Annotated in this window: 19 protein-coding genes and 5 tRNA genes; 20 read left to right on the top strand and 4 right to left on the bottom strand. The window is 52.5% G+C overall.

Going from position 1 to position 18,230, the window contains the following annotated elements:
• Positions 1 to 64: 64 nt before the first annotated feature.
• On the bottom strand, positions 65 to 502 hold the full coding sequence (locus tag O3S68_RS10225; protein ID WP_269231429.1) for a winged helix-turn-helix transcriptional regulator: 438 nt from the start codon (positions 500 to 502) through the stop codon (positions 65 to 67).
• 88 nt (positions 503 to 590) lie between these two features.
• On the opposite strand from O3S68_RS10225, the gene O3S68_RS10220 reads away from it, so the two are divergent.
• The 19 genes from O3S68_RS10220 to pnuC all read left to right on the top strand — a co-directional run bounded on the left by O3S68_RS10220 (position 591) and on the right by pnuC (position 14,465).
• Complete coding sequence (locus tag O3S68_RS10220) at positions 591 to 1,787, top strand: MFS transporter (protein WP_269231428.1); 1,197 nt, start codon at positions 591 to 593, stop codon at positions 1,785 to 1,787.
• Positions 1,788 to 2,437: 650 nt separating this feature from the next.
• Positions 2,438 to 4,006 carry a cytochrome ubiquinol oxidase subunit I gene (cydA, locus tag O3S68_RS10215; RefSeq protein ID WP_020457058.1) on the top strand — a complete coding sequence of 523 codons (1,569 nt, stop codon included), beginning with the start codon at positions 2,438 to 2,440 and terminating at the stop codon, positions 4,004 to 4,006.
• A 15-nt stretch (positions 4,007 to 4,021) separates the two neighbouring features.
• Entirely contained in the window at positions 4,022 to 5,161 is a 1,140-nt protein-coding gene (cydB, locus tag O3S68_RS10210) for a cytochrome d ubiquinol oxidase subunit II (RefSeq protein ID WP_269231427.1), read from the top strand.
• Between the two features lie 14 nt (positions 5,162 to 5,175).
• Positions 5,176 to 5,289 carry a cytochrome bd-I oxidase subunit CydX gene (gene cydX / locus O3S68_RS10205; RefSeq protein WP_004100325.1) on the top strand — a complete coding sequence of 38 codons (114 nt, stop codon included), beginning with the start codon at positions 5,176 to 5,178 and terminating at the stop codon, positions 5,287 to 5,289.
• Complete coding sequence (gene ybgE / locus O3S68_RS10200) at positions 5,289 to 5,582, top strand: cyd operon protein YbgE (RefSeq protein ID WP_269231426.1); 294 nt, start codon at positions 5,289 to 5,291, stop codon at positions 5,580 to 5,582. The genes cydX and ybgE overlap by 1 nt, the downstream gene beginning before the upstream one ends.
• 148 nt (positions 5,583 to 5,730) lie before the next feature.
• Positions 5,731 to 6,135 (top strand): tol-pal system-associated acyl-CoA thioesterase, encoded by a 405-nt coding sequence (gene ybgC / locus O3S68_RS10195; protein WP_020457061.1) that lies wholly within the window; start codon positions 5,731 to 5,733, stop codon positions 6,133 to 6,135.
• Positions 6,132 to 6,824, top strand: a complete 693-nt coding sequence (gene tolQ / locus O3S68_RS10190) for a Tol-Pal system protein TolQ (protein WP_044489595.1) — start codon at positions 6,132 to 6,134, stop codon at positions 6,822 to 6,824. Before ybgC ends, tolQ begins: the two co-directional genes overlap by 4 nt.
• A gap of 3 nt (positions 6,825 to 6,827) precedes the next feature.
• Positions 6,828 to 7,256: a colicin uptake protein TolR gene (tolR, locus tag O3S68_RS10185; RefSeq protein WP_017455952.1), complete on the top strand. Its 429-nt coding sequence runs from the start codon at positions 6,828 to 6,830 to the stop codon at positions 7,254 to 7,256.
• Positions 7,257 to 7,295: 39 nt separating this feature from the next.
• Entirely contained in the window at positions 7,296 to 8,558 is a 1,263-nt protein-coding gene (gene tolA / locus O3S68_RS10180) for a cell envelope integrity protein TolA (protein ID WP_097406838.1), read from the top strand.
• A gap of 131 nt (positions 8,559 to 8,689) precedes the next feature.
• Positions 8,690 to 9,982 carry a Tol-Pal system beta propeller repeat protein TolB gene (gene tolB, locus O3S68_RS10175; protein ID WP_020457065.1) on the top strand — a complete coding sequence of 431 codons (1,293 nt, stop codon included), beginning with the start codon at positions 8,690 to 8,692 and terminating at the stop codon, positions 9,980 to 9,982.
• 33 nt (positions 9,983 to 10,015) lie between these two features.
• The gene (pal, locus tag O3S68_RS10170) at positions 10,016 to 10,528 is read left to right on the top strand and encodes a peptidoglycan-associated lipoprotein Pal (RefSeq protein ID WP_017455955.1); all 513 of its coding nucleotides are present in this window, start codon (positions 10,016 to 10,018) and stop codon (positions 10,526 to 10,528) included.
• A 9-nt stretch (positions 10,529 to 10,537) separates the two neighbouring features.
• Positions 10,538 to 11,344 (top strand): cell division protein CpoB, encoded by an 807-nt coding sequence (gene cpoB / locus O3S68_RS10165; protein WP_160270920.1) that lies wholly within the window; start codon positions 10,538 to 10,540, stop codon positions 11,342 to 11,344.
• A 163-nt stretch (positions 11,345 to 11,507) separates the two neighbouring features.
• Positions 11,508 to 11,583, top strand: a tRNA-Lys gene (locus O3S68_RS10160).
• A gap of 26 nt (positions 11,584 to 11,609) precedes the next feature.
• Positions 11,610 to 11,685: transfer RNA gene (locus O3S68_RS10155), tRNA-Val, on the top strand.
• A 3-nt stretch (positions 11,686 to 11,688) separates the two neighbouring features.
• Positions 11,689 to 11,764, top strand: a tRNA-Lys gene (locus O3S68_RS10150).
• 138 nt (positions 11,765 to 11,902) lie between these two features.
• A tRNA-Lys gene (locus O3S68_RS10145) sits at positions 11,903 to 11,978 on the top strand.
• A gap of 49 nt (positions 11,979 to 12,027) precedes the next feature.
• Positions 12,028 to 12,103: transfer RNA gene (locus O3S68_RS10140), tRNA-Lys, on the top strand.
• Positions 12,104 to 12,663: 560 nt separating this feature from the next.
• On the top strand, positions 12,664 to 13,707 hold the full coding sequence (gene nadA, locus O3S68_RS10125; protein ID WP_045514069.1) for a quinolinate synthase NadA: 1,044 nt from the start codon (positions 12,664 to 12,666) through the stop codon (positions 13,705 to 13,707).
• 38 nt (positions 13,708 to 13,745) lie between these two features.
• Positions 13,746 to 14,465, top strand: a complete 720-nt coding sequence (pnuC, locus tag O3S68_RS10120) for a nicotinamide riboside transporter PnuC (protein WP_269231425.1) — start codon at positions 13,746 to 13,748, stop codon at positions 14,463 to 14,465.
• On the opposite strand, the gene zitB is transcribed toward pnuC, so the two are convergent.
• Together zitB and O3S68_RS10110 are read right to left on the bottom strand one after the other, a co-directional pair.
• The gene (gene zitB, locus O3S68_RS10115) at positions 14,462 to 15,394 is read right to left on the bottom strand and encodes a CDF family zinc transporter ZitB (protein WP_269231424.1); all 933 of its coding nucleotides are present in this window, start codon (positions 15,392 to 15,394) and stop codon (positions 14,462 to 14,464) included. The two genes, pnuC and zitB, sit on opposite strands and share 4 nt — an antisense overlap.
• A 127-nt stretch (positions 15,395 to 15,521) precedes the next feature.
• Entirely contained in the window at positions 15,522 to 15,899 is a 378-nt protein-coding gene (locus O3S68_RS10110) for a protein YbgS (protein WP_020457070.1), read from the bottom strand.
• Positions 15,900 to 16,217: 318 nt separating this feature from the next.
• On the opposite strand from O3S68_RS10110, the gene aroG reads away from it, so the two are divergent.
• A complete protein-coding gene (gene aroG, locus O3S68_RS10105; protein ID WP_020457071.1) occupies positions 16,218 to 17,270 on the top strand; it encodes a 3-deoxy-7-phosphoheptulonate synthase AroG in 1,053 nt (350 codons plus the stop codon).
• Positions 17,271 to 17,326: 56 nt separating this feature from the next.
• Here aroG and gpmA read toward each other — a convergent pair whose 3' ends face one another.
• The gene (gpmA, locus tag O3S68_RS10100; protein WP_020457072.1) at positions 17,327 to 18,079 is read right to left on the bottom strand and encodes a 2,3-diphosphoglycerate-dependent phosphoglycerate mutase; all 753 of its coding nucleotides are present in this window, start codon (positions 18,077 to 18,079) and stop codon (positions 17,327 to 17,329) included.
• Positions 18,080 to 18,230 lie beyond the last annotated feature (151 nt).

Genomic DNA, 18,230 nt, shown 5'->3' with positions numbered 1-18,230 from the left:
GCTCCTCCATGTAGGGGAGCAAGTATCCTTTCGACATGGTTGGCCGCTCCCGTAGCGGCCTTTTTTATAGCTGCAGTTTACGTACCTGCGTATTTGCCGCACTAAGGATACGCCCGTCTGCCGCCTGCGGTTGCATCGGCAGAATGGTTTCGCCGCTTTGGCTATCAATCAACACGGAATGCGGCTCGTTCGGTGCAAAAAGATGCTGTTCGCCCCACTGGCGTAGCGCCACGACCACCGGAAACAACGACTCGCCTTTTTTGGTCAGCACATACTCCTGATACGCCGTGCCATCTGATGCTGGCTGCGTGGTGAAAATACCCGCTTCCACCAGTTTGCGTAGCCTGTCGGTAAGAATATTGCGCGCCACGCCAAGACCTCGCTGAAAATCGCCAAAACGTCGCGCACCATCAAAAGCGTCACGCACGATAAGGAGTGCCCAGCGATCGCCAATCAAATCGACAGAACGCGCGACGGGGCAAGGTTGAGTATTCAGTGGCATGGTGAATCTCCGGTTAGCATTCTGGTTGCATTTTAAAACTGGTTTATCTACCCTTCAACTAGTTTCGTTTTGCAACCAGGATGGAAGTATGAATAAAAACGCACAGGCAACGCCGCGCAGTGTCATCGCCCTGTTTGCCGTAGCCAGCGGTTTATGTGTGGCGAATGTCTATTACGCACAGCCGTTGCTGGATGCACTGGCACAGAGCTTTGCTATTAGCCAGGCAGCTGTCGGCGGCGTGGTGACGGCGACGCAAGTGGGATCGGCGCTGGCCTTACTGCTGTTGGTGCCATTAGGCGATCTTGTTGAGCGACGTCGGTTATTGTTGGTGCAGTTGCTGGCGCTGGTGGGTGCGCTCGCCGCTGTCGCGCTGGCACAATCGGCAGCGGTGTTGCTTGCCGGCATGTTGGCAACAGGGTTGCTGGGCACGGCAATGACACAAGGGTTGATTGCCAGCGCAGCCAGCATTGCTAATGAACAGGAGCGGGGAAGGGTAGTGGGTGCGACGCAAGGCGGCGTTTTTATCGGCCTGCTATTAGCGCGAGTTTTTGCCGGTGTTATTAGCGATTTAGCGGGCTGGCGCGCGGTTTATGGCGTCTCGGCATCGCTGATGCTGGTGTTATTGCTGCTGCTCTGGCGGCGGTTACCTGTTATGCGCAGCGCGATGATTTCTGTCAGTTGGTTACGTTTGATGGCCTCAATGCTGGGTCTGTTGCGTACCGATCGCGTATTGCAAATCCGTGGTGTGTTGGCGTTGTTGATGTTTGCCGCTTTTAATATTTTCTGGAGCGCAATGGTGCTGCCGTTAAGTACCGCACCGTTTGGTTTCTCCCATACGGTAATTGGCTTGTTTGCCCTGGCGGGCGTTGCGGGCGCGCTGGTAGCGGCAAAAGCCGGGCGCGAAGCAGATCGCGGCAATGCGCAGCGCACGAGTTTACTGGCGCTCCTCTTGTTGCTACTGGCCTGGTGGCCGCTATCACAGTTACAACACTCTCTGGCGTTATTTATCCTCGGCATTGTTTTGCTCGATCTTGGCGGCCAGGCGCTGCATGTCACCAATCAGAGCCTGATTTTGCGTAGCCACGCCTCGCAGCACGGCAGACTGGTGGCGTTGTATATGCTGTTTTACGCTCTTGGCAGCGGGCTGGGTGCCATGGCAACGACAGCGATTTATGCTGCTTTCGGCTGGCAGGGGGTTTGCTTGCTTGGCGCAGCAGTAACGTTGCTGGCGCTTATCGTCTGGGGGGCAACCCGGCGCTGGATGCTTGTCAGTAATAACCTGTAAAATAAAAGGGTATTAATGTCCCAGGAAATATAACGAATAATCACTGCGCGGTGTTAAGTATGATAATCGCGAAAGTGAAATAATTGTAAAATAAACAAGATAATCATCCGCTCTAATTTTACGCCCCCTTTAAGTTGCCGCGGTTGTCTCATTTTTTACATGAATGATAAACGTTAAATAAAGTCGCCATTATTTATCTTTACCCGCCGATTGATAACCATGAATGGCGTTAAAATGAACATGTTGTTAACAATGTTTTTACTGTGATTCTACACCGGATACAAAATTAACAATGCTGAATAAAATTGATTTAAATCAATATTTAAAAGCTTGGAAAAGATGCTGAAAATCGTTAAATTGTCGCCGATCAAATTGGTGTAAAAGTGGTAAATTCGCTATAAATTGATCACTGTCGAAAAACGTAAAACTAACTCAATAAAAACCTTTTTATTGTAAGGGCTTTGCGGAGTAATATATTCGAGAGATCAATTCGAGTTTTTTATTAACCTGGTTGTAACTTTTTTCATTCATTGTCACGCTTTATGTGACGTGAATAAAACAGTGCAGCAATTTTGTATTGGGGCATGCGTGTGAACCTTCGCTAACGGGGTTTACTCTCGGAGTCTTCATGCGATGAGCAAGGAGTCATAATGTTAGATATAGTCGAACTGTCGCGCTTACAGTTTGCCTTGACCGCGATGTACCACTTTCTGTTTGTGCCACTGACGCTCGGTATGGCGTTCCTGCTGGCAATTATGGAAACGGTCTACGTCCTCTCCGGCAAACAGATTTATAAAGATATGACCAAGTTCTGGGGCAAGTTGTTTGGTATCAACTTCGCACTGGGCGTGGCTACCGGTCTGACGATGGAGTTCCAGTTCGGGACTAACTGGTCTTACTATTCCCATTATGTTGGGGATATCTTCGGTGCGCCGCTGGCCATTGAAGGTCTGATGGCCTTCTTCCTCGAGTCTACGTTTGTAGGTCTGTTTTTCTTCGGTTGGGATCGTCTGGGCAAAGTACAGCACATGGCAGTGACCTGGCTGGTGGCTCTTGGCTCCAACTTGTCCGCACTGTGGATTCTGGTGGCAAACGGCTGGATGCAAAACCCGGTTGCTTCTGATTTCAACTTTGAAACCATGCGTATGGAGATGGTGAGCTTCGCTGAACTGGTACTTAACCCGGTAGCGCAGGTGAAATTCGTTCACACTGTTGCGTCTGGTTATACCTGCGGTGCCATCTTTATCCTCGGTATCAGCTCCTACTATCTGCTGCGCGGTCGCGACATCGCTTTTGCTAAACGCTCCTTCGCTATTGCTGCCAGCTTCGGTATGGCCGCAGTGCTGTCTGTTATCGTGCTGGGTGACGAATCCGGTTACGAAATGGGTGACGTGCAAAAAACCAAACTGGCTGCGATTGAAGCCGAATGGGAAACCCAGCCTGCACCGGCGGCGTTTACCCTGTTTGGCGTGCCGGACCAGGATAAGCAAGAGAACAAATTTGCTATCCAGATCCCATACGCGCTGGGCATCATCGCCACCCGTTCTGTTGATACGCCGGTTATTGGTCTTAAAGATCTGATGGTGCAGCACGAAGAGCGCATCCGTAACGGTATGAAAGCGTATCAGTTGCTGGAGCAACTGCGCGCAGGCTCTACCGATCAGGCCCTTCGTGACCAGTTCAATAACATCAAGAAAGATCTTGGTTATGGCCTGCTGCTGAAACGCTATACGCCGAATGTGGCAGACGCGACCGAAGCGCAGATCAAGCAAGCGACCAAAGACTCCATCCCGCGCGTTGCGCCGCTGTACTTCGCGTTCCGTATAATGGTGGCCGCTGGCGTGCTGATGCTGCTGATTATCGCTGCCTCTTTCTGGACCGTGATTCGTAATCGCATCGGTGAGAAAAAATGGCTGCTGCGCGCTGCGCTGTATGGCATCCCGCTGCCGTGGATTGCTATTGAAGCGGGCTGGTTTGTTGCCGAGTACGGCCGTCAGCCGTGGGCGATTGGTGAAGTGTTGCCGACCGCGGTTGCGAACTCATCGCTGACCGTTGGCGATCTGCTGTTCTCCATGATTCTGATTTGCGGCCTTTATACGCTGTTTATGGTGGCGGAAGTGTTCCTGATGTTCAAATTTGCTCGCCTTGGGCCGAGCAGTCTGAAAACAGGTCGCTATCACTACGAGCAGTCCACCGTGGCTTCTCAGCCGGCACGCTAAGACAGGAGTCGTCAAATGATTGATTATGAAATATTACGTTTTATCTGGTGGCTGCTGGTTGGCATTCTGCTGATTGGTTTTGCGGTCACCGACGGCTTCGACATGGGCGTGGGGATGTTGACCCGCGTGCTGGGTCGTAGCGACACCGAACGCCGCGTGATGATTAACGCCATCGCGCCGCACTGGGACGGTAACCAGGTTTGGCTGATCACCGCTGGTGGCGCGCTGTTTGCCGCCTGGCCGATGGTTTACGCTGCCGCGTTCTCCGGTTTTTATGTGGCGATGATCCTGGTGCTCGCTTCACTGTTCTTCCGTCCGGTTGGTTTTGATTACCGCTCGAAGATTGAAGATATGCGCTGGCGTGGCATGTGGGACTGGGGCATCTTCATCGGCAGCTTTGTTCCGCCGCTGGTGATCGGTGTGGCATTCGGCAACCTGCTGCAGGGTGTGCCGTTCCATCTTGATAACGATATGCGCCTGTTCTACACCGGTAACTTCTTCCAGTTGCTGAATCCGTTTGGTCTGTTGGCCGGCGTGGTGAGCGTGGCGATGATCCTGACCCAGGGCGCGACATACCTGCAAATGCGTACCGTTGGCGAACTGCATCTGCGTGCCCGTGCCACGGTGCAAATTGCGGCGCTGGTTACGCTGGTTTGCTTCGCACTGGCGGGCGTGTGGGTGGTTTACGGTATTGACGGTTACGTGGTGACTTCCGCGATAGATCATCATGCCGCGTCTAACCCGTTGACCAAAGAAGTGGCGGTACAGGCGGGAGCCTGGCTGACAAACTTCAACAACATGCCTGTGTTGTGGCTGGTGCCGGCGCTGGGTGTGGTGTTGCCACTGCTGACCGTGCTGACGGCGCGTCTGGATAAAGCCGCCTGGGCGTTCGTGTTCTCTTCACTGACGCTGGCATGCATCATCCTGACTGCGGGTATCGCGATGTTCCCGTTCATCATGCCGTCAAGCACCATGCTGAAAGCAAGCCTGACCATGTGGGACGCAACATCGACGCAGCTGACGCTGAACCTGATGACTTATGTGGCGCTGGTTTTTGTACCGATTGTCCTGCTTTACACCATCTGGTGTTACTGGAAAATGTTCGGTCGCATTACCAAAGAGCACATTGAAAGCAATACCCACTCTATGTATTAAGTAAGGAGCAGAATATGTGGTATTTCGCATGGATTTTAGGAACGCTTCTTGCCTGTGCTTTCGGAGTGATTACCGCGCTGGCGCTGGAACATGTTGAAGCGACCAAAGCCGGGAAAGAAGAACACTGATGGAAAAAATTATCGCAAAACTCTATGCGGTAATGGACAAGGGCCCGTTAAGGGCCCTTTCCTTAATAATGGCATTACTGCTGGCGGGCTGTATCTTCTGGGATCCCTCCCGTTTCGCGGCCAAAACCAGCGAGCTGGAGATTTGGCACGGACTGTTATTAATGTGGGCGGTATGCGCCGGTATTGTTCACGGTGTTGGCTTTCGCCCGCGCGCGCTTCACTGGCAGGGTTTTTTCTGCCCGCCAGTCGCTTTTGTCGTAATGCTTGCCGGGCTTGTTTTCTTCTTCTTTTGAATAAGAAATATCCGCTATCCTCATGGGCTTGCAAAAGCCCATAAATTTTTACTCTCCGTTTACCTCAACCCATTCCAAAGCATCTTGCCCGCGCGTATAGTAGCGAAGTTTAAAAGCTCTAACTTTTTTTGCATTACCGGGATGTAAAGTGAATACAACGCTGTTTCGATGGCCGGTTCGGGTCTATTACGAAGATACCGATGTCGGTGGCATGGTTTACCATGCCAACTACGTTGCTTTTTATGAAAGAGCCCGCACTGAGATGCTGCGTCACCATCACTTGAGTCAACAGGCTCTGCTGGCTGAACGCATTGCGTTAGTGGTACGCAAAATGACGTTGGAGTATTTTGCACCCGCCAGACTCGACGACATGCTCGAAGTCCAAACGGAAATTACATCAATGCGCGGAACCTCGATGGTTTTCTCGCAGCGGATTGTCAATGCAGAGAATAAAGTGCTGAACGAAGCTGAAGCGCTGATTGTCTGTGTTGATCCACTCTTAATGAAGCCTCGTGCGCTTCCCAAGTCTATTGTCGCGGAGTTTAAGCAGTGACTGACATGAACATCCTTGATTTGTTCCTGAAGGCTAGCCTTCTGGTCAAACTTATCATGTTGATTTTGATTGGTTTTTCTATCGCATCCTGGGCCATTATTATCCAGAGAACGCGCATCCTCAACGCTGCAGGGCGCGAAGCGGAAGCCTTCGAAGACAAGTTTTGGTCCGGCATCGAACTGTCTCGTTTGTATCAGGAAAGCCAGGGACGCCGTGATAATTTAAGCGGTTCGGAACAAATTTTTTATAGTGGTTTCAAAGAGTTTGCTCGACTGCACCGCGCAAATAGCCACGCGCCAGAAGCGATTGTCGAAGGGGCATCAAGGGCGATGCGTATTTCGATGAACCGTGAACTGGAAACGCTGGAAAACCATATTCCTTTCCTTGGTACTGTGGGTTCTATCAGCCCGTATATCGGCCTGTTCGGTACGGTATGGGGGATCATGCATGCCTTTATCGCGCTGGGCGCGGTGAAGCAGGCGACGCTGCAAATGGTTGCGCCTGGTATCGCCGAAGCGTTGATCGCAACAGCTATCGGTCTGTTTGCAGCCATTCCTGCGGTTATGGCTTATAACCGACTGAACCAGCGTGTGAACAAACTGGAACTGAATTACGACAACTTTATGGAAGAGTTCACGGCTATTCTGCATCGCCAGGCATTTGCCAGCAGCGACAGCAGCAAGGAGTAAGCCATGGCCAGATCGCGTGGACGGGGCCGTCGTGACCTCAAGTCTGAAATCAACATCGTACCGTTGCTGGACGTGTTGCTGGTGCTGCTGCTGATCTTTATGGCGACGGCACCGATCATTACGCAAAGCGTAGAGGTTGATCTGCCGGATGCGACACAGTCGCAAACCGTCAGTACCAATGACGATCCTCCGGTCATTATTGAGGTTTCCGGTGTCGGACAGTACAGCGTGGTGGTGGAAAAAGATCGTATGGATCAACTGCCGCCGGAGCAGGTGATTGCGGAGGCGCAGCGTCGCCTGCAATCCAATCCGAAAACCGTGTTCTTAATCGGCGGGGCGAAAGATGTGCCGTACGATGAAATCATTAAAGCGCTGAACCTGTTACATAGCGCGGGTGTGAAATCAGTCGGCTTGATGACGCAGCCTATCTGATCACCGGCTTAACAGGCGGACAGTTTTTGGGAACCGAGAGTGTCAAAGGCAACCGTACAAAACGACAAGCTTAAGCGAGCAATAATCATTTCGGCTGTGCTACACGTAATTCTTGTGGCGCTGCTGATCTGGAGCTCGTTTGATGAGCATATTGATGCTTCTTCAGGCGGTGGCGGTGGCTCTGCGATTGATGCGGTGATGGTCGATCCGGGCGCTGTGGTGGAAAATTACAACCGCCAGCAGCAGCAGCAAGCCAGTGCGCAGCGCGCCAAAGAGCAGCGTGAAAAACAGGCGCAACAGCAAGCGGAAGAGCTGCGTGAAAAGCAGGCTGCCGAGCAGGAGCATTTAAAACAGCTGGAGCAGGAGCGTTTACAGGCGCAGGAAGCGGCGCGCGAACAGGCTGAGCAGCAGAAAAAAGCGGAAGAGGCGGCAAAACAGGCTCAACAGCAGCAGAAACAAGCTGAAGAGGCGGCCGCGAAAGCCGCAGCTGACGCAAAAGCAAAAGCGGACGCGCAGGCAAAAGCAGCAGAAGAAGCTGCGAAGAAAGCGGCTGCCGACGCGAAGAAAAAAGCGGAAGCCGAAGCCGCGAAAGCTGCCGCAGACGCACAGAAAAAAGCCGAAGCGGAAGCGGCGAAAGCAGCTGCTGAAGCGAAGAAAAAAGCCGAGGCCGAAGCCGCGAAAAAAGCGCAGGCTGAAGCGGCTAAACAAGCTGCCGCCGAAAAAGCGGCAGCGGAGAAAGCCGCCGCAGCGGAGAAAGCGGCTGCTGAAAAGGCTGCAGCCGAAAAAGCCGCCGCTGAAAAAGCTGCCGCCGAGAAAAAAGCTGCAGCAGCAAAAGCAGCTGCCGATAAAAAAGCGGCTGCAGAGAAGGCCGCAGCCGCCAAGAAAGCCGCCGCCGAGAAAGCAGATGCCGCAGGCGTTGACGATCTGTTTGGTGATTTAAGCTCCGGTAAGAATGCACCGAAAACGGGTGGTGGAGCGAAAGGGAATAATGCAGCTCCCGCCGGTTCTGGTAACACTAAGAACAACGGCGCGTCCGGTGCAGACATCAATAACTATGCAGGGCAGATTAAATCGGCTATCGAAAGCCGCTTCTATGACGCCTCTTCTTATGCGGGGAAAACCTGTACGTTACGTGTCAAACTGGCGCCAGACGGTATGCTGTTAGATATTCAGTCGGAAGGTGGCGATCCGGCCCTTTGCCAGGCTGCGCTTGCTGCAGCGCGACAGGCAAAAATGCCGAAACCGCCAAGCCAGGCTGTATATGAAGTGTTCAAAAATGCGCCGCTGGACTTTAAACCTTAAGGTACACTTTCCCTCGCAATCTGCGGGGGAGATCGTGCTGAGGGTGTCCTGACGCGGGTAGTTTTGTCTATTGAGTTTGTTAAAATTCTGCTAAATTATCGCGGGTTTTCCGCCCGGATAAGGGAGATATGATGAAGCAGGCATTACGTGTTGCATTTGGTTTTCTAATGCTGTGGGCAGCTGTGCTGCACGCAGAAGTACGTATCGAGATCACCCAGGGGGTGGACTCGGCACGCCCGATCGGCGTTGTGCCTTTCCAGTGGGCTGGACCTGGCGCTGCGCCTGAGGATGCTGGTGGTATCGTTGCTGCGGATCTGCGCAACAGCGGCAAATTCAATCCACTCGATCGTTCACGTCTGCCGCAGCAGCCTGGCAGCGCTCAGGAAGTGCAGCCAGCCGCGTGGTCAGCACTGGGCATTGACGCGGTGGTTGTCGGCCAGGTGACCCCGAATCCTGATGGCAGCTACAATGTCGCTTATCAGCTGGTGGATACCGGTGGCGCACCGGGAACGGTACTGGCGCAAAACTCCTTTAAAGTGAACAAACAGTGGCTGCGTTACGCCGCTCACGCTGCCAGTGACGAAGTATTCCAGAAACTGACCGGCATTAAAGGTGCGTTCCGTACCCGTATTGCTTATGTTGTGCAGACCGCTAACAGCCAGTTCCCGTATGAACTGCGCGTTTCCGACTATGACGGTTACAACCAGTTCCTGGTGCATAAATCTCCGCAGCCGCTGATGTCTCCGGCATGGTCACCAGATGGCTCAAAACTGGCATACGTGACGTTTGAAAGCGGTCGTTCTGCACTGGTTATCCAGACACTGGCTAACGGCAGTGTTCGTCAGGTTGCTTCGTTCCCGCGTCACAACGGCGCACCGGCGTTCTCGCCGGACGGTTCTAAACTGGCATTCGCACTGTCGAAAACCGGTAGCCTGAACATTTACGTAATGGACATTGGTTCTGGCCAGATCCGCCAGGTGACCGATGGTCGCAGCAACAATACGGAGCCGACCTGGTTCCCGGATAGCCAGACCCTGGCATTCACTTCTGACCAGGCTGGGCGTCCGCAGGTTTATAAAGTGGGTCTTAATGGCGGCGCAGCACAGCGTATCTCATGGCAGGGTTCTCAGAACCAGGACGCGGATATCAGCAGCGACGGCAAATTTATGGTGATGGTTAGCTCTGACGGTGGCCAGCAGCACATCGCTAAACAAGATCTGGAAGCGGGTGGCGTACAGGTTCTGACGTCAACGTTCCTGGATGAAACGCCAAGTCTGGCACCTAACGGCACAATGGTAATCTACAGCTCTTCTCAGGGGATGGGATCCGTGCTGAATCTGGTTTCTACAGATGGGCGTTTCAAAGCGCGTATTCCGGCGACTGATGGACAGGTTAAATTCCCTGCCTGGTCTCCGTATCTGTAATAATAAATAATTGATTATAAAGGAATCAAAGAAATGCAACTGAACAAAGTGCTGAAAGGCCTGATGCTGGCTCTGCCTGTAATGGCGATCGCTGCATGTTCTTCTCACAAGAATGCAAGCGACCAGAGCGGCGAAGGCATGATGGGTGCTGGCACTGGCATGAACGGTAGCGGCAACATGTCCTCCGAAGAACAAGCGCGTCTGCAAATGCAACAGCTGCAGCAGAACAACATTGTTTACTTCGATCTGGACAAGTATGACATCCGTTCTGACTTCGCAGCGATGCTGGATGCTCACGCTAACTTCCTGCGTAGCAACCCGTCCTACAAAGTTACCGTTGAAGGTCACGCTGACGAACGTGGTACTCCGGAATACAACATCTCCCTGGGCGAACGTCGTGCTAACGCCGTTAAAATGTACCTGCAGGGTAAAGGCGTTTCCGCTGACCAGATCTCCATCGTTTCTTACGGTAAAGAAAAACCTGCAGTACTGGGTCACGACGAAGCGGCTTACGCTAAAAACCGTCGCGCCGTACTGGTTTACTAAGAGAATTGCATGAGCAGTAACTTCAGACATCATCTGTTGAGTCTGTCGTTACTGGTTGGCATAGCGGCCCCCTGGGCCGCTAATGCTCAGGCGCCAATCAGTAGTGTCGGCTCAGGCTCGGTCGAAGACCGCGTCACTCAACTCGAGCGTATTTCCAATGCTCACAGCCAGCTTTTAACTCAACTCCAGCAACAACTCTCCGATAATCAGGCCGATATTGATACGCTTCGTGGGCAAATCCAGGAAAATCAATATCAACTGAACCAGGTAGTTGAACGCCAACAGCAAATTTTGCAGCAGATAGGCAATCTTAGCAGTGGCGGTGCGGCGGGGCAGACGCAGCAGACATCCGGCGATCAGAGCGGGGCGGCAGCGCAGGCTCCGGCAGCGGATTCTGGTGCCAACACGGGGGCGGCGAATACTGGCGCGCCCGTACAAAGTGGTGATGCCAATACCGATTACAATGCTGCGGTTGCGCTGGTGCAGGATAAATCCCACCAGGATGAAGCTATCGCTGCATTCCAGAATTTCGTCAAAAAATACCCTGATTCAACCTACATACCGAATGCCAACTACTGGCTCGGGCAGTTGAATTACAACAAGGGCAAAAAAGACGATGCTGCTTATTACTTCGCTTCAGTGGTGAAAAATTTCCCGAAGTCGCCTAAAGCGCCAGACGCTATGTACAAGGTCGGCGTGATTATGCAAGACAAAGGGGATACAGCAAAAGCGAAAGCGGTCTACCAGCAGGTGGTCAGTAAATACCCTGGTACCGAAGGTGCTAAACAAGCGCAAAAACGTCTTGGTTCGATGTAATGCATAGCACATGACCAGAAATCGAGCTTTTTCTGGTCTTGTCGCATGAATCATAAGCAGTTAAGTGATATTCATCGAAATTGTTGTTGCGCTGAATTCTTAAATCAGTAATATATGCCGCCGTTGCCAAGGGATATCACACAGACCAGAAGCAACGCAAAGTGGGTCGTTAGCTCAGTTGGTAGAGCAGTTGACTTTTAATCAATTGGTCGCAGGTTCGAATCCTGCACGACCCACCACGTAAAGCAGTATCCAGCGTAGTATCGGGTGATTAGCTCAGCTGGGAGAGCACCTCCCTTACAAGGAGGGGGTCGGCGGTTCGATCCCGTCATCACCCACCACTCGGGTCGTTAGCTCAGTTGGTAGAGCAGTTGACTTTTAATCAATTGGTCGCAGGTTCGAATCCTGCACGACCCACCAATTTAACATCCATCAAATGGTGTTAAACGTGAAGGATAACGTTGCGTCAGCAGCATTCGGCTAAAAGCGAGCCATCCTGCACGATCAGCCACGTAATGTGGTCACAGATAAAATTATCTTCGAAGTCGCTACCCGTATGGGTCGTTAGCTCAGTTGGTAGAGCAGTTGACTTTTAATCAATTGGTCGCAGGTTCGAATCCTGCACGACCCACCAATTTAACATCATATTGGCGCCGGTTAACTTCGAAGAACAATCCCGAAAGGGGTCGTTAGCTCAGTTGGTAGAGCAGTTGACTTTTAATCAATTGGTCGCAGGTTCGAATCCTGCACGACCCACCAATGTAAAAAAGCGCCCTAAAGGCGCTTTTTTGCTATCTGCCCAAGTTAAAAATTCGGACCTGCAGCAGGTGCGGGTCGAACGTAGTGAGACAACGGAGCCGCTTGCGGCGACGGCCCGAAGGGCGAGTAAAGCGGGTCATCCTGCATGACCCACCAATGTAAAAACGGCGCTAGCGGCGCTTTTTTGCTTTCTGCCGGAGTTGAAGATTCGACAAAATTGTCGGGATCAATTTTGAACAGCGCGCAGCGTTGGCCCGCAGGGCGAGTCTCAGGATGAAATGAGTAACTCTGTAGCAGGTTCGGGTCTCACGTAGTGAGACAAGGTCGCCGCTTGCGGCGACGACCCGAAGGGCGAGCAAAGCGGTCACCCTGCACGACCCACCACTATAAAAATGGCGCTGGCAGCGCTTTTTGCTTTCTGCTATTCCACAAAAATTCCCCACGACATTTTTTGTCCAATCAGCTATCTTGTTTAGTATATAAAACACCGGTGCGCTAATGACGTCACGCATTTGCGTTGTTCTGGTAATTAAGTTAAGCAAGCAAAACGAGTAAGCATGATGAGCGTAATGTTTGATCCTGAAACCGCAATCTATCCGTTCCCGCCTAAACCCGCACCGCTAAACCTGCACGAGAAGCAGTTTTACCGCGAGAAAATCAAGCGCTTGCTCAAAGAGCGGGATGCGGTGATGGTTGCACACTACTATACCGACCCGGAAATTCAGCAACTGGCTGAGGAGACCGGCGGTTGTATCTCTGATTCACTGGAGATGGCGCGTTTCGGCGCCAGACATTCCGCCTCAACGCTGCTGGTGGCTGGCGTACGTTTTATGGGGGAAACCGCCAAAATCCTCAGCCCTGAAAAAACCATCCTGATGCCGACATTGCATGCGGAATGCTCGCTTGATCTCGGCTGTCCGGTTGAAGAGTTCAGCGCCTTTTGCGATGCGCACCCGGATCGCACCGTGGTGGTTTACGCCAACACCTCTGCGGCCGTGAAAGCGCGTGCCGACTGGGTTGTAACCTCAAGTATTGCGGTAGAGTTAATTGAGCATCTCGACAGCCTTGGCGAGAAAATTATCTGGGCTCCGGATCGTCATCTCGGCAACTATGTACAAAAACAGACTGGTGCGGATGTGCTGTGCTGGCAGGGTGCGTGCATCGTGCATGATGAATTTAAAACGCAGGCGCTGACGCGCATGAAAGCGCTCTATCCTGATGCTGCCATCCTCGTGCATCCTGAATCGCCGCAGTCAGTCGTGAATCTGGCAGATGCAGTCGGTTCAACCAGCCAGCTTATCGCTGCGGCAAAAACACTGCCGAATAAGCAACTTATCGTCGCGACCGATCGCGGTATCTTTTACAAAATGCAGCAGGCCGTGCCGGAAAAAGAGTTACTGGAAGCGCCAACCGCAGGTGAGGGGGCGACGTGCCGCAGTTGCGCGCATTGCCCATGGATGGCGATGAACGGTCTGAAAGCTATCGCTGAAAGCCTGGAAAATGGTGGCGCGGAGCATGAAATCCACGTTGATGCCGCGCTGCGTGAAGGTGCGCTGCTGCCGCTTAACCGTATGCTCGATTTTGCGGCTACACTACGTTCTTAGTGAATAATCAATGCGTAGCAATACGCTGTGGGGAAAGAATGGATTTTTTTAGTACGCAGAACATCCTGGTGCATATCCCGATTGGCACCGGTGGGTACGATCTTTCATGGATTGAAGCCACAGGCACACTGGCCGGTTTATTGTGCATCTGGCTCGCCAGCCTTGAGAAGATCAGTAATTACGTGTTTGGTCTGATCAACGTGACGCTGTTTGCGATTATTTTCTTCCAGATCCAGCTGTATGCCAGCTTACTGCTGCAGCTGTTTTTCTTTGCCGCCAACATTTATGGCTGGTATGCTTGGTCACGGCAAACCTCGCAGAATGAAGCTGAATTACAAATCCGCTGGCTACCGTTACCCAGAGCGATGAGCTGGCTGGCGGTATGCGTGGTGGCGATTGGTTTGATGACTTTCTTTATCGATCCGGTCTTTGCATTTCTGACGAAAATTGCCGTGGCCGTCATGCAAACCTTAGGGCTGAATGTGGTCATGCCGCAATTACAGCCCGATGCGTTCCCGTTCTGGGACTCTTGCATGATGGTGCTCTCCATCGTGGCGATGATCCTGATGACGCGCAAATACGTTGAGAACTGGCTGCTGTGGGTGGTGATTAACGTGATAAGCGTGGTGATTTTCGCACTGCAGGGCGTCTGGGCGATGTCGCTGGAGTATCTGATCCTGACCTTTATCGCTCTTAACGGCAGCAGAATGTGGATTAACAGCGCGCGTGAGCGGGGCTCTCACGCGCTTTCGCATTAATGCGAGTGTGAATGGTGGTGCTCAGGCTGCGCCTCGCCCAGATGGCAGTCTGGCCCGCTACAGGGCTGGTACTCCATCTGCACTGTCGCATGTTCAATCTCATAATGATGTGCCAGAAAGTGGTGGATCTCACCCAGCAGCTTGTCATGGTCGCGCGGTGGGATCACCTGCACATGCAGCGTCATGAGCGGTTTTTCACCCACCAGCCAGACATGCACGTGGTGAACATCACGCACCTCCGGAATAGCACGTCGCAGATGTCGCTGTAGCGCGCCAATATCCATCGAGCCCGGCGCACCTTCCAGTAACTCGTTAACGCTCTCTTTCATTAGCCGCCAGGCGCTGCGTAACACCAGCGCGGACACCAGCACTGAAAGTATCGGGTCAATCGGCGTCCAGCCGGTGAACAAAATCACCAGTGCCGCAGCGATGGCACCGACAGAACCGAGTAAGTCCCCCAGCACATGCAGTGCGGCAGCGCGGACATTCAGGTTTTTCTCCTCGCTTCCCCGGTGCAGTAACCAGAATGCCAGCACGTTGGTCACAAGCCCGGCAATCGCAATCACCATCATGGTTAAGCCTGCAACGGGCTGCGGATGGGTGAAACGCTGAATCGCTTCCCAGACAATCCACACGGTAATCAGCACCAGCGCCAGCGCATTAATAAATGCTGCAAGCGTAGTCAAACGCAGCCAGCCAAACGTACGGTGAGCGCTGGGTGGCTGGCGCGCAAAGTAAACCGCTAATAACGCAAAAAGCAGCGCGGCAGCGTCCGTCAGCATATGGCCGGCATCGGCCAGCAGCGCCAGCGATCCGGAAACCAGGCCGCCGACCACTTCGATAACCATAAAAACGGCAGTAACGATAAACGCCAGCAGCAGGCGGCGGGCGTTGGCATCAGCGGGAGTGTGCGAGTGTGAATGCGCCATGGGCGGGTCGTTCCTTGTAATTATTTTAACGCCTTACATCATTACAGATTTTTCAGTTTGCGGGGGAGACTGGAGAGAAAAAAGTAAGGAGAGCCGAAGCTCTCCCTGATGATTAATGCACCGGATTTTACTGGGTTGTGCCGTCGGTTTTCTTATCGACGCTATGGTTGTTACCGCTTTCGGTTTCAACCTTTTTGTTCACATCCGGGCAGCGGCCATCTTTACACATGGTGTTTTTATGCACCTGATCTTTGCTCATATGCTGCTTAGCGCTGTGTTGAGAGGTTGAGTTGGTGTTCATGCTACCGCTGTTGATCTGGCTGTTATCCACATTGTTTGGCGCAACATTCTGTTTGGCGTCCGGTGCCGGTTGGCCTGCAGCCGCTGCGGCATTGGCATCACCGTTACTGTCGGTAGAAGAGGCTGCGTCGGCCGCGTAGGCTGCGCCACCTGCGAAAGTCAGCGTCGTCGTCAGTAAAAGTGTCGCTAATTTATTCATTTTCATCATGATGCTCCTGTTCCGGTCGTTTTTACCGCCGTTGAGGCTGGTAAAAGCAGCGCGAACGAATTATCACGCTCAGTGGTTAAAGATACCATTCATGCGCGGTATAGCAGCATAGAATAGCGATAAAATGAAAAATAGAAGTGTTAACAGTTAAAAAGTGTAGCGCTGATATCACCACTCGCTACTTTTTAACGCGATTTGGCCGCATTCCAGGAATTATCCGGCCGAAGTGTAAAATCGCGTTTACACTTCGCCGCCGACGAGATAGATTGGAAAGATTGCATTCATCAAAAAAAGTATGGCCAGACTGGAACGAACATGAATTATCAGAACGACGATTTACGTATTAAAGAGATCAATGAGTTATTACCTCCTGTAGCACTCCTTGAAAAATTCCCCGCCACTGAAACCGCCGCCAATACGGTTTCGCATGCCCGCAAAGCGATTCATAAAATCCTGCGTGGAAATGATGATCGTCTGCTGGTGGTTATCGGTCCGTGCTCCATTCACGATCCTGCGGCGGCGAAAGAGTATGCTTCGCGCCTGCTGGCTTTGCGTGAAGCGTTAAAAGACGATTTAGAAATCGTTATGCGCGTTTACTTCGAAAAACCGCGTACCACAGTGGGCTGGAAAGGGCTGATTAACGATCCGCACATGGATAACAGTTTCCAGATTAACGACGGTTTGCGTATTGCGCGTAAGCTGCTGCTGGAAATTAATGACAGCGGTTTACCGGCGGCGGGGGAGTTCCTCGATATGATCACCCCGCAATACATGGCCGATCTGATGAGCTGGGGAGCGATTGGCGCGCGTACGACGGAATCGCAGGTGCATCGCGAGCTGGCTTCCGGCCTCTCATGCCCGGTGGGGTTCAAAAACGGCACCGATGGCACCATTAAAGTCGCCATTGACGCGATTAACGCCGCAGGTGCGCCGCACTGCTTTTTATCCGTCACCAAATGGGGCCACTCCGCCATTGTAAACACCGCCGGTAACGGTGATTGCCACATCATTCTGCGCGGCGGTAAAGAGCCAAACTACAGCGCGAAACATGTCGCGGAAGTAAAAGTGGGTCTGCAGAAAGCTGGCCTGGAGCCGCAGGTGATGATCGACTTCAGCCATGCCAATTCCAGCAAGCAATTCAAGAAACAGATGGAAGTGGGCGCGGATGTGTGCCAGCAGATCGCCGGGGGTGAAAAAGCCATTATCGGTGTGATGATTGAAAGCCATCTGGTGGAAGGCAACCAGAGCCTGGAGAGCGGTGAACCGCTGGTGTACGGTAAAAGTGTTACCGACGCCTGCATCGGCTGGGACGATACCGAAACTATTTTGCGCCAGCTCGCGGCGGCAGTGAAAGCGCGACGCAGTTAACGGTTGCACAAATAAAAAAGCGTGGAATTTTCCACGCTTTTTTTATCGGCGAAAACTTACTTCGCTTTACCCTGGTTTGCTACCGCAGCAGCTTTTGCAGCGATCTCGTCTGCGTTACCCAGGTAGTAGTGTTTCAACGGTTTGAAGTTTTCGTCGAACTCGTAAACCAGCGGTACGCCAGTCGGGATGTTCAGTTCGAGGATCTCTTCTTCGCTCATGTTATCGAGGTATTTCACCAGCGCGCGCAGGGAGTTACCGTGAGCGGCGATGATCACGCGCTCACCGCTTTTCAGGCGCGGCAGAATGGTGTCGTTCCAGTAAGGGATCACGCGATCGATGGTCAGCGCCAGGCTTTCGGTCTGCGGCAGCTCGGCATCGGTCAGTTTTGCGTAGCGCGGATCGTGACCCGGGTAACGTTCATCATCTTTGGTCAGCGCCGGCGGTGTAACAGCAAAGCCACGACGCCACTGTTTAACTTGCTCGTCACCATATTTTTCAGCGGTTTCAGCTTTGTTCAGACCCTGCAACGCACCGTAATGACGCTCGTTGAGTTTCCAGCTTTTCTCTACCGGTAACCACGCCTGATCCAGCTCGTCCAGCACGTTCCACAGCGTATGGATGGCACGTTTCAGCACAGAGGTATAAGCAAAATCGAAGGTGTAGCCTTCCTCTTTCAGCAGTTTGCCTGCCGCTTTTGCTTCGCCAACGCCTTTTTCGGACAGATCAACATCGTACCAACCGGTGAAGCGGTTTTCGTTGTTCCACTGGCTTTCGCCATGACGAACCAGAACCAGCTTAGTAACAGCCATACACTTACTCCTGTGAGCCTGATTGAATGATAACAATTCTCATTATATTGCCGTGAAGGTGCTCCCGGCAACGGTTACCCATAACCATAGCGAAAATAGCCGCCGAGTGTAAGGTGCTTGTGAATCAGGGGTTATGGTTTTGTCGATAAGT

The sequence above is a fragment of the Kosakonia sp. SOY2 genome (assembly GCF_027109175.1).
Lineage (GTDB): Bacteria > Pseudomonadota > Gammaproteobacteria > Enterobacterales > Enterobacteriaceae > Kosakonia.
The sequence above is the reverse complement of the archived record's forward strand: the minus strand, read 5'-3'. Positions and strand labels throughout refer to the sequence as shown.

What these genes read in the sequence shown, in the direction of transcription:
- cydB (WP_269231427.1), top strand. Translation starts at nt 4,022, where the DNA reads ATGATTGATTATGAAATATTACGTTTTATCTGGTGGCTGCTGGTTGGC.
- O3S68_RS10225 (WP_269231429.1), bottom strand. Translation starts at nt 502, where the DNA reads ATGCCACTGAATACTCAACCTTGCCCCGTCGCGCGTTCTGTCGATTTG.
- tolR (WP_017455952.1), top strand. Translation starts at nt 6,828, where the DNA reads ATGGCCAGATCGCGTGGACGGGGCCGTCGTGACCTCAAGTCTGAAATC.
- cydA (WP_020457058.1), top strand. Translation starts at nt 2,438, where the DNA reads ATGTTAGATATAGTCGAACTGTCGCGCTTACAGTTTGCCTTGACCGCG.
- O3S68_RS10110 (WP_020457070.1), bottom strand. Translation starts at nt 15,899, where the DNA reads ATGAAAATGAATAAATTAGCGACACTTTTACTGACGACGACGCTGACT.
- nadA (WP_045514069.1), top strand. Translation starts at nt 12,664, where the DNA reads ATGAGCGTAATGTTTGATCCTGAAACCGCAATCTATCCGTTCCCGCCT.
- zitB (WP_269231424.1), bottom strand. Translation starts at nt 15,394, where the DNA reads ATGGCGCATTCACACTCGCACACTCCCGCTGATGCCAACGCCCGCCGC.
- cpoB (WP_160270920.1), top strand. Translation starts at nt 10,538, where the DNA reads ATGAGCAGTAACTTCAGACATCATCTGTTGAGTCTGTCGTTACTGGTT.
- pal (WP_017455955.1), top strand. Translation starts at nt 10,016, where the DNA reads ATGCAACTGAACAAAGTGCTGAAAGGCCTGATGCTGGCTCTGCCTGTA.
- gpmA (WP_020457072.1), bottom strand. Translation starts at nt 18,079, where the DNA reads ATGGCTGTTACTAAGCTGGTTCTGGTTCGTCATGGCGAAAGCCAGTGG.
- cydX (WP_004100325.1), top strand. Translation starts at nt 5,176, where the DNA reads ATGTGGTATTTCGCATGGATTTTAGGAACGCTTCTTGCCTGTGCTTTC.
- O3S68_RS10220 (WP_269231428.1), top strand. Translation starts at nt 591, where the DNA reads ATGAATAAAAACGCACAGGCAACGCCGCGCAGTGTCATCGCCCTGTTT.
- aroG (WP_020457071.1), top strand. Translation starts at nt 16,218, where the DNA reads ATGAATTATCAGAACGACGATTTACGTATTAAAGAGATCAATGAGTTA.
- tolB (WP_020457065.1), top strand. Translation starts at nt 8,690, where the DNA reads ATGAAGCAGGCATTACGTGTTGCATTTGGTTTTCTAATGCTGTGGGCA.
- ybgE (WP_269231426.1), top strand. Translation starts at nt 5,289, where the DNA reads ATGGAAAAAATTATCGCAAAACTCTATGCGGTAATGGACAAGGGCCCG.
- pnuC (WP_269231425.1), top strand. Translation starts at nt 13,746, where the DNA reads ATGGATTTTTTTAGTACGCAGAACATCCTGGTGCATATCCCGATTGGC.